This window comes from Peribacillus sp. RS7 (assembly GCF_041956845.1).
GTDB lineage: Bacteria > Bacillota > Bacilli > Bacillales > DSM-1321 > Peribacillus.
This window is the reverse complement of record NZ_CP168135.1, coordinates 4296263-4313016: the sequence shown is the minus strand read 5'-3', so window position 1 is coordinate 4313016 and position 16754 is coordinate 4296263. Positions and strand designations below refer to the sequence as shown.

Sequence of the window (16754 nt, the reverse complement as noted above, 5' to 3'; positions counted from 1 at the left end):
TTTCAAAATAAGAAATCCCATTCAGAAAAAAATGAAGCCGATAGGCCACAATAAGCGAGCTACCGACCAAATTGCCTTACTTGGAAACACCTTTTTCTTTAAAGTATTTTGCTGCGCCAGGATGAACTTCCATATCCCCTAACCCTTCAAGTGCAGTTTCTGCTGTAATGAAATCGCCTTTTGCATGTGTGATTTGATCTGTATTGTTATAAACAGCTTTAGTCATTTCATAAACTAAATCTTCATCCAGATCCTTTTTAACCACTAACATTGCTTTAACAGCAACTGTTTTTACCTCGGATTTGATTTTGTACGTACCACTTGGAATCGTGTCTTCAGCGTAGTATGGGTACTTGTTGACCAATGCTTGAATCTTGTCTTCTGCAATAGGCAGGATGATAATATCATTTTGGACGGATAGCGCCTCAACTGCACCAGTCGGTGTGCCGGCCGTAATGAAAGCCGCGTCAATATTGCCTGCTTGGATTCCTTCCGCCGACTCATCGAAAGATAGATTTTGCCCTTTAATATCTTTCTCTGACAACCCATGAATTTCCAGGATTTGCATGGCATTGATGTAAGCACCAGAACCCGGTGCACCCACTGATACCTTTTTACCTTTCAAATCCTCGACTGATTTAATTCCACTTTTTGCAGTCGTTACAATTTGAACCGTTTCAGGATATAAAGTACTGATCGCTAATATATTGTCTATGGGCTTCCCGTCGAACATTTCTTTGCCTTCAAGTGCATATGCCGCGATATCAGTTTGCGAAAAAGCGATTTCAGCTTCTCCAACTCTTAAAGTTTCCATGTTTTCAGCCGAGGCACCGGATGTTTGAGGTGTTATATTCGCTTTAGTTTTATCGGAAATGATTTTTCCAATTTGTCCTCCGAGTGGATAGTATGTACCTCCCGTTCCACCAGTCAACAGACTCAGGTTTTGGTTTCCGCTGCCGGATCCACCACCTGTTTTACTGTCACCGCAGGCCGTGATAATACTGGTGACCGTCAAAATCATAACCAATATAAAGCACTTATGAAATTTTCTCATAAAACTCCCCCTCCTACGTTTTCATCATCTACAAGAAATGATATTGTTATTATTCTACCGACCACCTCACTTTACCTTTTTTTACAAAATTAGACACCACAATCAAAAGCACTAGTAATCGATTAAAAAGTTTTATCGAAATCAAAAAAATCAGTATATATATGTGTAAAAAGACCTATTAAAACCAAGGAAATCCAGTTATTTAATGGGAGTATTTTACCTTTTTTACTTATTATTCCTTTCTTTAAGGATAATATTGACTCTTCCATTTTAGAAATATATTATTGTTATAAACTTATAAGTCTATATTATAAAATGACCTTCCTTGCATTTTTCTAGCATTCAATAATTATATTCAGGTATTTTTTGAGAGGGAATATTAGAAGTCCACCCTTCCTTTTACCAGCTATTTAACAGTGTATTTTCAAATCAAACTGAAGTGGGTGATTGTTTGAATTTCCTGTCCCTCCGCTATTTCATAGAGGTTTCTAACCATCTTAGTTTCAGTGAGGCTTCCAAAACCCTGCATATCTCCCAGCCCGGACTTAGCCAACAGATTTCATCCCTCGAAAAACAATTAGGCTTTAAACTATTAAATCGAACGACAAGAAAAATCACTTTGACGGAAGAAGGAGAGTACATCTATAAAAAACTTGCTCCTTCCTTTGAAGATATCGAGAAAACAGTGAATTACATAGTTGAAAATAAAACCATCCCCAAGCCTAAAATGAAGATTGCTACCGTCCCCTCTGCAGCTAGCATATATATCCCGAAGTTATTGAAAAAGGTAGTGGAGGAATACCCTGAAACAGAATTTTACGTGCATGAAACAACATCCTCAAGAGCTGTGAAACTTGTAAACCAACAAAATTATCATATCGGATTCATCCGAACGCCCATACACAATAACATCATCGCAAATGAAGGATTAAGCATGATTGAATTCCTGAGATTTCCTTTACAATTGGTTGTTTCCATGGATCATCCACTAGCCCAGAAGGATTCTATACACTTATACGAAGCAAAAGACGAACCTTTTATCCATTATGATGCCGTTCAAGCACACTCCCTTCAATTCCTTTTGGAAAAAGCTTGTCTGACTGCTGGATTTTCACCTAAGGAATTATGTAAAGGATCCGAATTACTGACGATCGCCAATCTTATATCCAATAACTTAGGCGTTGCTCTCATGCCTGAAGATATGGTGAGCTTGTTGGGAAAAAGCAAAGTTAAAGCCTTGAACATCGATAACTCTGAATTATCCAGTTCCATTTCCGCAGTTTGGAAAAACAAGGATGCATCAATGCTGACTAAGCATATTTTGAAAACATTAAAAAATGAACATGCTTTTAACGATATATTTGGCTAAAATATCTGCGAAACAACTCGGAGTGAGAAGAACCTATCATCTTAATTAACGGGTTTTAAAAATAATGGTTAGCTCTTCGTTACCTTTTCAATAAAAAAGATCCTCTCTCGATTAAAAGGAACAAAAGTAAAGGTTTTACGCATTATGAAGTAAAAAAAGCCCAATTTCTCTTTTATGACGCTGAGAAATTGGGCTATACTAATTTTTTCTTCTATACTCCGCTAAGTAATATCATTTTAAAAACGTTCAAATATTCGGACCACCCCTATTGGTAGTGCCTAAGAATATCAATGCATCCCATGCTCCGACTTAAGAAAATATAAATACTCTATTCCGGCAACGGTGATTTTCGTACCGGCCCGTCCTCTGCCTTTGATGACAAACCCTTCGCTTTCTAAAATATTTAAGCGGCGTCGGATCTGCTGAGGGGACAAGAAAATGTCGGAATCTTGACTGTTACTTGAAATCAGTTCTCTACTTGCCGCTTTTCCTTTTTCGTTGCATTGCTTGATTACTTCCAGGATGAAAGCACGCTCCTGCATTTCCAGCATACTTTCACATGCAGGATATTCAGAAGGCACACTGTTTCCCGTAAGACCGTGAATGAACGGAAGGTCACTTTTCGTCACGACATTCCCCTCACAGACGGTCAGCATGTAATCAATTGTACTTTTCAGTTCTCGTATGTTGCCGGGCCATTCATATTGCATGAAATACTCCAGAACTTCTTGCTCCACCTTTACCCACTTCCCGCTTTTTGTTATGAGATGCTTTATCAAAAGCGGAATATCCGCTCTTCTTTCTTTGAGTGAGGGAATGTTCAGATTGAGTACATTCAGCCGGTAAAACAAGTCTGTTCTGAATGAACCGTCCCGCATCTTTCCTTGAAGATCTTTATTTGTTGCGGTAATCACTCTAACATTAATGGGAATGATTCTTTTTCCGCCAATCCTGCGAATTTCGCCCTCCTGCAGAACTCGAAGCAGATGGGATTGAACGGTGAGACTTATGTCGCCAATTTCATCTAAAAAAATGGTCCCATTATCCGCCATTTCAAACAGTCCTTTCTTGCCTCCCTTTTGTGCTCCTGTAAATGCCCCTTCTTCGTAGCCAAACAATTCGCTTTCAAGTAGCGTTTCTGTTAATGCGCTACAGTTCACAGCCAGAAACGGCCCGTTTTTTCGCAAGGAATGCTCATGAATGGCATGAGCAAACAGTTCTTTTCCTGTACCTGTCTCGCCCTGAATCAAAATCGGATGCTCCGATAAGGCAAGCTTCTTGGCAATTTGTTTACGCTTTTTCATTACTTCATCCTCGCCGATAATATCATCAAAGCAGTATTTCGTATAGAATCCTTTATTTCGCATTTCTCTTTGTGCTGTCTTTTCTATTTCTAAGGCTTGATGTACACTTTTGAAGGTTGCGACGATTGTATGTTCTTTGATCATTTGCAATCGGAAAATTACGACATCCACGCTGTCTATTTCGAAGAACTTGCTTTCATCATTACCTTCCATGATGAATTGGGTAATATCCCGACGATTCATTACTTGATCTAGATACTTATTAACCACCTCTTGTGCCTCAACATGGAACAATGCCGCAAGCTGGTTATTGAATACTGAAATCAGTCCTTCTCCGTTAACGACCAATATTCCATCATCGACTGTTCCCAACACATTTTGGATGTGTTCGCTCATTTGCTTGGCATCCCGCTCTGCATATACGAGCTTACGTTGTAATTCTATGATATTGCTAATATACCTTTCTGAAATCTTCGAGGATATATCCTTGTGCAAACCACAACTTTCTACTACTTCCAGAATTGTTGTTATATCGAAAAGACGCACGCCTATATCGATTACTTCTTTTATGTAAGGTGGACACAGATGTGTTTCTCCTGGTGAAACGGCAATTTGGACATCCTCATAAAACAATATACCCTTCCGAAAAGGGATAAATTGAATATGATCGACACCAAGCTGATATAAGGATTCAATAAGATTTATAGTTGCATCATCATCATCATTCACCAGAAGAACTGATGAACCATCTGGTATTCTTAAAAGTTTGTCAATGTACTCATGGTTAACCGTTCTTTTTCCCACAATTATTTTCCCGGCATTTACGCTATACATACCCTTTTTATTAACATAAGCGGCATCTGATGAATACAAGATGATTTCATCTTCCAGAGAATGCGGTAAACCCTCATCTGCAGCATGGCTTTTGACATGAACATAGTCTCCAAGCAATTGTTCCAGCTGTTCCTGCAAGGCTTCCTTTGTTTTTGTGCTTCCTGCTATTAGTGTAAGTGAGGACCCTGACATAAAAACACCAACCTGTCTTTAAATTGGTTCTATTATATCACCAAAAAGGACCAATAAAGTCCTTATACTCTAATTCCGACAATTAAGTTTCCGTAAATATCATTCCCCCCTTAATGGCACAAGATTTGCATATATAAAGGATTGAAGTGCCTATGGATAAGGAGGGGACATCATAATACTAGGAAACTGATGATAGCCCATAGGCCGGGAATATTTTGTAAGCGTCTTAATTCCATGCATTTATTTTAAAGACAAAGGAGAGACACTGATGAGCCAAATAGAAGAGAAGGTTGTTTCGCTTGGAACAGCGGGGAAAAAAGAGAGAAAAATCAATGTTTTTGTATTGCTGCTCTGCATTCTCGCAATAGCAACTCTATTCACCTACATTTTGCCTGCCGGGGAATATGCACGGATCGAAGCTGATGGAAGGACAACTGTAGATGCCAGTTCTTTTAAATGGATAGACTCTGCACCGGTCGGAATGTTCGATATGATAAAAGCTATTCACACCGGAATGGTGGAAGCCGGAAATATTATCTTTTTCTTATTGATTATCGGAGGATTTTTTGGTGTTTTAAGAGCAACAGGAACGGTTGATGTGCTTATCGCTACAATGGCTCGTAAGTTGGCGACGCGTGAAAAGCTATTGATTCCTGTCGTGATGCTGTTTTTCGCAGTAGGTGGCTCCTTAATGGGGATGGCGGAAGAAACACTTGCATATCTTCCTCTTATCATTCCGTTGGCGTTGGCCCTGGGATTCGATACAATTACAGGAACCGCCATCGTCATAGTGGGGGTATTGTCAGGGTTTACGACTGCCATCATGAATCCATTCACAGTAGGACTTGCGCAAGGAATTGCAGAATTGCCGATGTTCTCGGGCATAGGGTTGCGCCTTATTTTATTTTTCATCGTCTATATTGTTTCTGTTCTTTATATCTATCGTCATGCAATGAAGGTAAAGAAAAATCCTTCTATAGGAATATACGGAAAATATACAAAAGAAGAAGCGAAAAAACTGCTGCAATCAAGTGCAAAGTTAACAGCCAGACACAAGTTCATCTTAGGCGCCTTTTTAATTAACTATATCGTCTTGGCGTTTGGAGTCATCAAGTTCCAATGGTACATGACAGAAATAGCTGCCTTATTCATTGTATTGACAATCGTTATTGGAATCATCGGGAAACTGTCTGCAGATCACATTGTCAACTCCTTTACCAATGGATCTGCAGCCTTGCTCGGCGGCGCTCTGATAATCGGCGTATCACGCGCCATTCTTGTCGTATTGAATGAAGGACATATCGTTGACCCCATGTTGCATCAAGTAGCTGAATCCATCCAGCATATTCCGGCCTATTTAAGCGTTGCCGGCATGTACAGCTTCCAAACCATTATCCATTTCATTCTAGCGTCAGGCACCGGTCATGCGATGCTGACCATGCCAATTATGGTGCCGCTTGCAGACTTATTGGATATTACACGCCAAACTGCAGTGCTGTCTTTCTCTTTTGCGGACGGAATTGGAAATATGATTTTTCCGACCGCTACCACCTTGATGGCGGGCTTGGCAATCGCAGGCATTCCTTGGACAAAATGGGCGAAGTGGATTCTGCCGCTGGTGCTCATTCAATATCTCATCGGATTAATAGCTGTCATCACAGCTCACTTCATCGGATATGGTCCATTCTGATATAGATCACGACTTATTTACAGGAGGAGAAACGCATTGCTTACTTTAATCAAAAATGGCGAGATATACTCACCCAATTACTTAGGACGGAAAGACATATTAATTACAGATGATAAAATCGCATTCATAGATGATAGAATCGAGATTCCTGACAACTTTGCTCCTATTCAAATCATCGATGCGACTAATCTTTTGATTGTTCCGGGCTTTATAGATTCACATGTTCATATTATTGGCGGAGGCGGCGAGGGCGGATTCAAAACCCGCACCCCCGAGCTGATGCTCACGGATATTACAACTTCAGGAATTACTACGCTGGTCGGATTACTTGGTACGGACGGAACTACACGTAGAATGGAAAGCCTCCTTGCCAAGGCGCGGGCCCTTGAAGAGGAAGGTATTTCCTGTTTCATTCATACAGGCTCCTATCAAGTACCCGTTAAAACATTGACCGGAAAAATCGAAGACGACATTATTCTAATCGACAAAATTATCGGTGTCGGGGAGATTGCCATCTCCGACCATAGATCATCAGAACCCACATTCGAAGAAATTATAAAAATCGCCACAGCGGCACGCAACGGCGGGATTCTATCAGGAAAAGCCGGTATATTGGAAGTTCATGTAGGGGATGGAAATGGAGAGCTTTCATTGTTACATGAAGTCGCAGATAACACCAACATTCCCATACGGCAGCTCCATCCGACACATATTAACCGAAATGAAAAATTATTCAGGGCGGGAATTGATTACGCGAAACGAGGCGGATACGTAGACTTCACTACAAGCACCATTCCTCAGTTTTTAGAAGATGGCGAAGTGAAGTGCAGCATGGCCTTACGCATCATGCTTGAAGAAGGGATTCCAGTCGGACACATCACTTTCTCTTCAGACGGGCAAGCAAGCCTTCCCTTTTTCAACATTCATGGAGAATATGCAGGCCTTCAAGTAGGAAAAGTATCATCCTTATATCACGAAGTCCGTGATTCTGTTTTAGAAGAAGGCATCCCTCTTGAAACGGCTCTGAAGGTCATCACCACGAATCCCGCACAAGTGCTGAAGCTTTCAAACAAGGGCAGTATTCAAATCGGGAAGGATGCTGATATCGTATTGTTGCAAAAGGAAACATTATCAATCGCCACTGTAGTGGCGAGAGGAAAAGTTATGGTAGAAAAAGGTGTTCCGTTGATAAAAGGAACATTTGAATGAGGAGACAGAATACCCGTTTATCGGAATCACGTCGCCTCACAGTGATTCGATTCCGTAATAGGTATCCATCGCAATGTTGAAAATGGCATGCCACTTGCCAATATGAAACCTCCAGTTCCGACCGATATCGGGTGCGCAATCATTCTGGCTACCGAAGAAAAATCATAGCGGGACTGCTGAATGACCCGTCCGTTGCGGATCCGATTCAAGGCGGTGCGGGAAATTCTCGGCAGGAGCAAAGAATCATCTATTGGTAGATTTATGTCCACATCGGTAATAGCGTTTCTCCTAGGTCCGTTGCAGGTGCAGGAGTAATAGATAATGAAGATATTTCATTCCGCCATTCCAGGGTCATGTCCACATCAAAAGCAGCAAGGAAAGACTCGAGTTGTTATAAATTTCTTGACCCGATAATGGGTGCTGTTATTGCAGGCTCCGACATAACCCAGACAACCACAAATGTTTAGATGTCAATGCCATGTTCTGCAGCATACCCATTAAATCGGTCAGCTACAGCGATATTCATTTCATCCAAATAGCGATCAGAATATCGTTTATCTACCACTAACCGTCTTTGCTATGTTCGTTTATCCCCATGTTACCTTTTAAGAAGTCCAGCTCCTAAAGGGCTATAGCTAGAGGATACTCCAACCTGTTCGGAAGCGGGCAGAGGTGAAATTCCGACCTCAGTTTGACGTTTAACCAAGTAAAACATAGGTTGTATTACTTCAAAACGGGCAAAGTGTCCTTTTGTAGAAATCCCTAATGCCTTTATAATTTGCTAAGCAACCCAATTGATTACCCCAGGATAGAGAATTTCCCCTTGTGCTTTTTAAGGTCATCAAGTGGACGATGTTTTTCTTCCATAGGAATATTTTCGTCGAACATATGCACAAAGCGAAAGTCAATGCAATCCGTTTTTAAGAGTTTAAGCTATTTCGAACTTCAAGCATGACCGCCGGATAAAAAAATTTGTTGCGAGTACATCTCGCCCCTACAATCGGCCATCATTCCCCCAGTATTTGTTCAGAACGCCCAAGCTATTTACGTTTGCCATATCAAAAAAGTTAATGCCAACCTCCCGACAGTGGGATAATTCAAAGTAACCCCTCCCAATCATTTTTTTAAAACTAATAAAGTATTAAATGTCTATGTTTGCCCCAAAAATTAAAGTGGGGCAAAATGATGTGACCGGATTTCTGTTCCCTCATTGTAGCCAGAACAACTGCAATGCCATAAAGTACGCCTTTGATGTTCACATTCATCATATTCCATTCATCGATTTTCTTCTTAAAAAGGAATGATTGTAGCATCACTCCTGCATTATTCACTAATACATCGATTTTCCCAAACTCATTAAGTGCATACGAAGCTAGTACGTCCATTTGTTCATGCCAAGCCACAAAACCATACAGTGGGATTGGAGAAACTACTGCCAAAGAACTTGCAACTAAAGGGGCAAAGTTGGTGCTAGCAGCTCGAGGTGAAGATCAATCAACGAAATTCCCGTAATAATGACCACTTTACCTTGAATATTAGCCATATCTATTAACATCCTTTCTTAAATAAATGACTTTTAAAATTTCATTGCTATTTTTCTTTCGAAAACAATTCCTTAGCAACCATGATTGCAGACATCGCTTTTGGCCAGTCAGCATAAAAAGCAAGATGGGTAATGACTTCAATAAGTTCTTCTTCAGAAAGACCGTTTTCCTTTGCTTTGTTTAAGTGAAATCCTAGTTGTTGTGTATTTCCACCGGTTATTAAAGAAGATACGGTAATTAAACTACGGTCACGGGGAGAAAGTTCCCCACGCTCCCATATATCCCCAAACAAAACATCATCGTTTAATTGTACAAGCTTGGGAGCAATATCTCCGATCATTTTCTGTGCTGGAGTAGGTTCTATTGAATTTGACATTTAATATCCCTTCTTTCATTTTTTTACTCTTCTATTTTGCCGTAGGTAGTTAAATTTGATGCCCAATAAAAATTACATATTGATGCGATATCGCACATTTGTGTATAATTTTAAATAAAAACAGAATGTCTGCAATAATCAAAAAAATGCACAATTCGATAAATATTGTGAGATTATTTTTCTGAACTGATGTCTGAAAAAAATTTCGATTAAATTACAAAGGATATTCCCGACATCGCAATTGTTGGCCGAAGAACCCATTTATCATCATCACATGGAAAAATTTAATTAACCGGATAAACTCATTGAAGAGCATATTAATGAACTTTAAACAATTGTGTGAATCTGAAACTGAAATGGATTTTAAAGATGGAAACCTGATTTGGTTTGAATAATTTGTAAGCAATTATTTCTATTTTCGACGATCTTAAAGAGTAAAGGGCTTCTGCTTTTCGCAGCCCTTCCCTGGAATTTGTCATTGAAGAATTAAAATGAGATGTGAATATAAACGCAGGAAAAAATCAAGGATTAAATAAAGAGGTTATTCCTAAATTCTTTGGATCAGCTATCGTAGGGGTAGTGGAATCCTACGATAGCTGACCCACCCTAAGTCGTGGCAGAACAAGGAGGGATTTCGTTAGATAGGAACCTCTAGTTATTTTCTATTAATAACCTATTCAATACTATTTTTTACTTACGAAGAAACGTATTGTGAAGAATCGCTATGGGGGACCTTACTTAAACGATCTAAAAGTCGAATTCCTATCTTTGAAGAAATTCGACTTTTATTTTTGAATGTGTAGCTTTGAATGTAATATTCGTCTTGACGTAGCGTTTATGTAAGCAGGACCTATAATGAAGGCAATTGGACTGATTATTATTTATATAAGCTGTTCCCAATTAGTACCTTCCTATATTAAATTTATTAAATCTTTAAATTCCCTTTCAGGTTAATTAAATAAGGAAGTACTATGCATCGGCTGAACTTTCGCTTTGGGATCAATGTAGGCTTTAGCATTATTGACAGCCGTAGGACCTTCACCAAATCCAGAAGCAATCAATTTAACCTTTCCATCATACGTACAAATATCCCCGGCTGCATAAATGCCTGAAATATTCGTTTCTTGTTTGGAATTGACGATAATTGCATTTTTATTGATGTTTAGACCCCATTCTTTAATCGCGCCAAGAGAAGAGACAAAGCCGTAATTAATAATTAAATCATCTACCTCCACCACTTCTTTTTGTTGAGTCTTTGCGTGTTCCAAAACAATTTGAGTAATCTGATCCGACCCTACCAGTTCGGAGGGAATATATGGTGTCTTGACCTCAACAGAGGAATTCACTAATTGTTCTACACTATGTTCATGGGCACGAAATTTATCTCTTCTGTGTATCAATGTTACTTTTTCAGCAATGGGCTCTAACATAAGGGCCCAATCAACTGCAGAATCTCCACCGCCTAGAATCGCAACTTTTCTTCCTTTAAATTGGTTCATATCATTCACGAAATAATGCAAATTCTTATTTCCGAACTGTGTTGAATCTTCCAATTCTAGTTTGCGGGGCTGAAAAGCTCCATTCCCAGCAGTAATAATTACTGATTTAGAGAAATGAGTATCGAGGTTCGTAGTGATCTTAAATATTCCATCAGCTTGCTTTTCCATCTGTTCAACTGCTTCTTCAAGACAAATTGTTGGTTCGAATACTTTCATTTGTTCTTTTAAATTATCTATCAATTCCTGAGCCCTTACTTTTGGAAATCCAGCTATATCATAAATGAACTTTTCGGGGTAAAGAGCCGTGAGCTGTCCTCCCAATTGAGGAAGACTCTCAATGATTTTCACCTTTGCTTGCCTCATTCCCCCATAAAACGCCGTAAACAAGCCAACTGGGCCGCCGCCAATAATTGTTATGTCATAAACCTTCTTTTCTTCTGTCAAATTAATCACTCCTTGTTCTTCATGTTGTTGGTTGATCATACTGAAATTAGACCCATTAAGGGATAGACCTGTACAAGTAACCCTTCCATTTCCCCGTTCCAAAAAATAATAAATGTTGAATTTCCACCCTTTAAACCAAACTAGAGATGTTATCTCCATAGTTATCTATAATTAATTGCAACCATCTTATCTAGAAATGTTATTCAAATTTATTAGGATTACCATCAAAGGACACTTGAGCTATTTTAATAGATTCGGTCGGACATCCTTCTGAAGCATCCAGCATATCCTCCTCGAGTTCATCAGGTATGATTGCTGCCCCATCATTATTATCCAATATAACAAACGCTATACCTTCATCATCGTAATCATAAATCTCCGGAGCTGTAGCACCACATGCTCCGCAAGCAATACAAGTTTCTTTATCCACGATTGTAAATTTAGCCATTTTCACTATCATTCCCCTCTTTAATCTAAGCTTAGCTTTTTTCCTTATTCACTTTTGTTCAAAAATTCTAGAATGCTTGAGTTAAACTTCTCTGGATTTTCTTGATAACACAGATGACCGCCTTCTGGAATTATAACTAGCTGGGAGTTCATTAATTTTTCATGAATTGCTTCCGACTCCTTTATAGGAGTTACAGTATCCAACTCACCACAAATAATAAGAACAGGAACATCTATATGAGATAACAAATTTATTTGATTTAGATGATAAAGTGAATATGCTACCGAACGATATCCTGCCGGCCTTACCTGTGTCATAATCTCTTTTACGCGCTTATGGACTTTTTCGGATGCATAGGAAGATAGCAATGCTTGTATCCTTTTTTCCGCTATCTCCCCAGGAGAAAGGTTTTCAATTGAAAATAATCGATTCTTCAATTTCATCTCGTTTTCTTCTGGGGTTAGGGCAGCAGCCCCTCTTGTCGAATCGGCTAATATAAGTTTATTAATCTTATTAGGGTACAGGCTACAGAACTCTATCGCAATTGCTGCTCCCATTGAATGGCCGAGCAGATGGATTTTTTCCAACTTTAGCTGATCAAGCATGCCGTTCAGAATACGCGCAAACTCTTTAAAATTTCTAAATTCTTCTGCCGGATCTGAACTTTTCCCATAACCCGGAGCATCCCATGCAATAACCGTGAAATGTTCCTTTAAATCATGAATTTGTTCCATCCATGACTGAGAATTATTACTCATACCATGCAACAATACTAAAGGTTCTCCATTACCTTCTATTTGATAATGAATACTTAAATTTTCAACTTGTACATAAGGCATGCAATCAGTCCCCCTTATTTGTTTTTGGCAAAGGCAACTCTATAAAACCTTTTTACAGAATCAAGTGTACGGTCTTGTAAGCGAGCCACAAATTCCTTATTCTAAAAGGTTTCTTTTGCCACTTTAAATTTCCTCAATAAATTCAACCTCACAAACCGTTATTGTTTTACATATAAAACAGTGTTTTTCTATATAAACAATTTTAAAATGTAATCGCTTTATTGTCAATGTAAGTTATAAAAAAAGGATAAGTGTTTTGGTTTTAACACTCTCTGTTTTTATAGTCAACAAAAGATGATTTACACATGTATGAATACTCAACTTGTTCTTTCACTCGTGAGTCTAAAAATATATCAACGCATTGGCATTCTATCTTAAGACTTATATGGCTTCTCAGTAAGAATCAGGCGCCCCTTCTTACTGAGAAACCACTTCTAACTACGGTTTATTGAACATCAAGTCCACTTGAACTGAGACAGGCTATTCCACATTCGGTTCTTCTTTTACGGAGGGTGTCTGCGCGTGTGCTTTCACAACATTTGCGCTGTTTCTGCTAATCGTGTCGCTGCTGTCCCTTGATCCATCCATTTAAAAAGTTACTTTATTTCCGGTCGTATTACTTAGGTGATATTCAGCAGCCTCTCTTTTAATCATAAACAAGTAAGCCACAAACCCAAGCATAGCTGCCACAATCAGCATGCCGATGGAAGGACCAAAATCACCGCCAGACAAATCGCGACTCCACCCCATAATATAGCTTGAAAAGCCACCCATAATATTTGTGAAACCCATTAAACCGGCTGCGCGGCCAGCTGTTTCAGGTGTCGAAAATTTGATGATGAAAAAATTGGTCAGATGAAACATTCCTCCCTGGGTTCCCATAGCGAGCCCCATAGAAACGCCTGCGACAATAGGATTTGGTGCAATAACGGCAATTGTCAAAAATACAGCTGTTAATATGAAAAGAATCGTCGCTAGCAAACTCGGGCGTTTCGTTTTGTCCGCCAGAAATCCACCGGCCAGGACAAATCCAAGAGCAAATAGCCACGATAATGAAGTAATCCCCGTCATTGCTTCTCTTTCAAAGCCTTTGGCTTCAACGAGATAGGTTGGCAGCCAAATGCTGATTCCAAAGAATAGAAAGGACGACATCAAATTGCCAAACCAGACAATCCAATAACGATAATCCTTAGCGAAGAATTGCTTCTGCTCCGCATCATTTGCTTCGTCTTTCTGGCGAATGTAGGAGACCTCTTCTTTACTGAGACGTGGATGTTCTTCTGGCGTATTACGAGTCAAGAAAAGGAACATTGGAATATTAATGAATAAATTAAAGGCGGCGAGAACAAAGAATGCAGCCTGCCAATGAAAAGTTGAAATTATAAGAATGAGCATAACAGTACCCACTGCTGGGCCTAGATAGTTGCCGGTAATCCAGAATGACTGTGCCCGACCAAGCTCGCGTTTATGAAACCAATTCGAAATAAATTTACCCGATATCGGAATCATCATCCCTTCCCCAATTCCGAGGATGACCCTACTAATTAAAAACATTTCATATGAAGTAGACAGCCCCCCCATAACCATGGTCGCTGTCCAAACCAGCAAACCTAAAACAGCTGTTTTCCGTGCCCCTAACTTGTCAATAATAACCCCCCAAAAAATGTTGGAACACGAGTATGAAATCATGAATATAAAGGAGATTAAGCCAATTTTCGCATTTTTATCCGGGCCAGTTAAACCAAGGTCACTTAAAAATCCCGGATCAGTTTGGATAACAGAGATGCCCACTTTATCAATCTGACCGAAAAACCAGAAGAAAAAAATAGGAACCGCAATGTACAACCACCTTTTTTGACCTTGTAACATGTTATTACCCCCTTTTAATACTTTTTGAATGCGCTTTCATTATTAGTGATAAGATAATGCCTCGTATACTATTAAACTTATACAACTCCCCCTTTCAAAATAAATAGCAGCAACTTTATGTTTTATATAAAAAACATTGTTACCAATATTTAATGTTATATTGAATTTTCTAAATAGTCAATATTATTCAGACAATATTTTTTCAATAAAAAAAAAGTTTTAAATAAAAAAAACAAAAAAAGTATTGTTTCGTTGACAACAACACGAAACAATACCGTCTTCACCATTATTGATTATGGATTCTAAGATCGCATCAACACTACTCGGCAAGGAGTAACCGGATTTACAACCATCCATACAACTCGTGATCGCAAAAAATAAAAACGTGCCTATTTGTGGACACGTTTTTCATATGAAGGAAGGGGAGAATAGTTCCTTCCTTTATTTTAATTCGCATATAAGCATTGGTCGCTTAATGTATCTCCATTACCGTAAATATAGGCTTTAGAGCCGGATGTCGTACTTCCATTTGATTCTGAGACCCATGTTTCCGCCTGCTCCATATGTTTCATTGCATTCCTTCTTAATATAACCTACTAATTAACGACCGGTGTTCGCAGAAATAATTAGAGCCCCAGTTGAAGAATAAATACCTGCTTTGGCCAAAGCATTATACGGATCTAAATTCCTTAATTGTGAAGTATAATAGGACGTCTGACCTTTCATTATCCAACCGTTTCCACCGGAACTAGCACAACTTGTATATGCTCTCTTAGTCGTGCCATTAAAACTATCAACCCAAACATTTGCATAATAATCGTACGGAGCAGCCGAATAAAACTTTAAGTATCCCCAAGCCGTATGACAATACGCACTTCCTTTTAGCTGTACATATCCAATTTTCACACCGTTTTTGTAGATATATTCTGTTTCATAGGTGATTGGACTTTTATTCGCACAGCCTGTCGAATAAGGATTTGTATTATCATAGGACAGGGCATATGCTTTATTCATGGGTGCAATCGCAAAAAACAGTCCAAAGACAAGAGTTATTGCCATCCCAATATTTAATAATTTTTTAATAAAAACCTCTCTCCTTTACTTCTTCCAGACTTTACTTTACTATACAATAATTGGAACTTCCATGCACTATGGAATCATTTACCATCTGTATAAATATTACCATTTTTAGGCTAACTACGAAGTTAACGGATAATCCCACATGCCCATCATGGATATGGCGGCTTCTGCTAATAGTAAAAAAAATCCGACCTATATTGGTCGGATTTTTTTTTATTTAATTTAAGTATAATCAATGTTTTTGAGTTTTTTATAACTTCCAGTTGTATTTTCCCCAAGACAGGTCCTTTCGGAAACTCCTTGCCAAAATACACCCTCACTTCCCGATTTATATATAATTATATATTTCTAATCATCTAAATAATACAGACCAAATTAGTTTCTCATAACCAGTGTTTTGGATATTGTCTAGTTTGAAATAAGTTATTATAAATCATCGATATTAAAACTAATAATATGGTACCTATTACAATCGATAGAAGGAATCCCCACCCAGCTTGAGAATTGACAGCCACAAGGGCACTTGCTGCTGCGGGAGGATGTACTGTTTTTGTAAGGGTCATTATAATTAATACTATAGCTAACACTAGACCGATAATGAATAGGCTCTTGCCAAATATGCTCCAAATAATAAGTGCTGAAGTTGTCGAGATTATATGTCCTCCAACAACATTACGAGGTTGGGACAAGAGACTATTATGGGCACCAAAAACAATTACACAGCTGTCCCCAAGCGGAGCTAATGCCATAGGATATCCTAAATAGACAGCTATGAAACTAATAATGATAATTGTAATGAGCCCACCTATAGCTGAAATAAACGAATCAATATAATCAATATTATCTTTTGATCTAGCTTCACCCTTCATTTTCTTTAAATACGCTGTTAAACCTATGTTTGGTTGATTACTCCATCTTTTCTCAAGGCTTTTTTCAAAATCCATAATTTATGTTTTCCTCAAGCTTTCTATGTAATTTGATACGTTCCGAAGTTTTTATCTAT

14 protein-coding genes and 1 pseudogene are annotated in these 16754 nt (G+C 38.8%); 3 read left to right on the top strand and 12 right to left on the bottom strand.

The genetic code is table 11. The features are described 5' to 3' along the window. Window positions 1–76: 76 nt before the first annotated feature. Entirely contained in the window at window positions 77–1054 is a 978-nt protein-coding gene (locus tag ACDZ29_RS21550; RefSeq protein WP_375088614.1) for a TAXI family TRAP transporter solute-binding subunit, read from the bottom strand. Window positions 1055–1505: 451 nt separating this feature from the next. On the opposite strand from ACDZ29_RS21550, the gene ACDZ29_RS21545 reads away from it, so the two are divergent. Continuing rightward, window positions 1506–2423 carry a LysR family transcriptional regulator gene (locus ACDZ29_RS21545; protein ID WP_375088613.1) on the top strand — a complete coding sequence of 306 codons (918 nt, stop codon included), beginning with the start codon at window positions 1506–1508 and terminating at the stop codon, window positions 2421–2423. A 287-nt stretch (window positions 2424–2710) separates the two neighbouring features. Here ACDZ29_RS21545 and ACDZ29_RS21540 read toward each other — a convergent pair whose 3' ends face one another. Continuing rightward, complete coding sequence (locus tag ACDZ29_RS21540) at window positions 2711–4753, bottom strand: sigma-54 interaction domain-containing protein (RefSeq protein WP_375088612.1); 2043 nt, start codon at window positions 4751–4753, stop codon at window positions 2711–2713. Window positions 4754–5021: 268 nt separating this feature from the next. Between ACDZ29_RS21540 and ACDZ29_RS21535 the strand changes: the two genes are divergently transcribed. Beyond that, a complete protein-coding gene (locus tag ACDZ29_RS21535; RefSeq protein ID WP_375088611.1) occupies window positions 5022–6443 on the top strand; it encodes a YfcC family protein in 1422 nt (473 codons plus the stop codon). A 36-nt stretch (window positions 6444–6479) separates the two neighbouring features. Then, entirely contained in the window at window positions 6480–7652 is a 1173-nt protein-coding gene (gene iadA, locus ACDZ29_RS21530; protein ID WP_370014754.1) for a beta-aspartyl-peptidase, read from the top strand. 26 nt (window positions 7653–7678) lie between these two features. Here the strand turns inward: iadA and ACDZ29_RS21525 are convergent, their stop codons facing one another. From ACDZ29_RS21525 to ACDZ29_RS21480, 10 genes and pseudogenes are all read right to left on the bottom strand, one after another. After that, complete coding sequence (locus tag ACDZ29_RS21525; protein ID WP_375088610.1) at window positions 7679–7921, bottom strand: hypothetical protein; 243 nt, start codon at window positions 7919–7921, stop codon at window positions 7679–7681. Between the two features lie 912 nt (window positions 7922–8833). Beyond that, window positions 8834–9043, bottom strand: a pseudogene (locus ACDZ29_RS21520) (SDR family oxidoreductase); the annotation flags it as partial. 199 nt (window positions 9044–9242) lie between these two features. Continuing rightward, window positions 9243–9572, bottom strand: coding sequence for a carboxymuconolactone decarboxylase family protein (locus tag ACDZ29_RS21515; protein WP_375088609.1), 330 nt, complete (start codon window positions 9570–9572; stop codon window positions 9243–9245). A gap of 950 nt (window positions 9573–10522) precedes the next feature. After that, a complete protein-coding gene (locus ACDZ29_RS21510) occupies window positions 10523–11515 on the bottom strand; it encodes an NAD(P)/FAD-dependent oxidoreductase (protein ID WP_375088608.1) in 993 nt (330 codons plus the stop codon). Window positions 11516–11714: 199 nt separating this feature from the next. Further along, complete coding sequence (locus ACDZ29_RS21505; RefSeq protein WP_289324780.1) at window positions 11715–11963, bottom strand: ferredoxin; 249 nt, start codon at window positions 11961–11963, stop codon at window positions 11715–11717. A 44-nt stretch (window positions 11964–12007) separates the two neighbouring features. Continuing rightward, complete coding sequence (locus ACDZ29_RS21500) at window positions 12008–12802, bottom strand: alpha/beta fold hydrolase (RefSeq protein ID WP_375088607.1); 795 nt, start codon at window positions 12800–12802, stop codon at window positions 12008–12010. A gap of 588 nt (window positions 12803–13390) precedes the next feature. Continuing rightward, a complete protein-coding gene (locus tag ACDZ29_RS21495; protein ID WP_375088606.1) occupies window positions 13391–14671 on the bottom strand; it encodes an MFS transporter in 1281 nt (426 codons plus the stop codon). A gap of 446 nt (window positions 14672–15117) precedes the next feature. After that, window positions 15118–15243 carry a hypothetical protein gene (locus ACDZ29_RS21490; protein ID WP_375088605.1) on the bottom strand — a complete coding sequence of 42 codons (126 nt, stop codon included), beginning with the start codon at window positions 15241–15243 and terminating at the stop codon, window positions 15118–15120. Window positions 15244–15271: 28 nt separating this feature from the next. Continuing rightward, a complete protein-coding gene (locus ACDZ29_RS21485) occupies window positions 15272–15730 on the bottom strand; it encodes a DUF2690 domain-containing protein (RefSeq protein ID WP_375088604.1) in 459 nt (152 codons plus the stop codon). A gap of 404 nt (window positions 15731–16134) precedes the next feature. Next, window positions 16135–16695, bottom strand: a complete 561-nt coding sequence (locus ACDZ29_RS21480; RefSeq protein ID WP_375088603.1) for an HPP family protein — start codon at window positions 16693–16695, stop codon at window positions 16135–16137. Window positions 16696–16754: the final 59 nt, after the last annotated feature.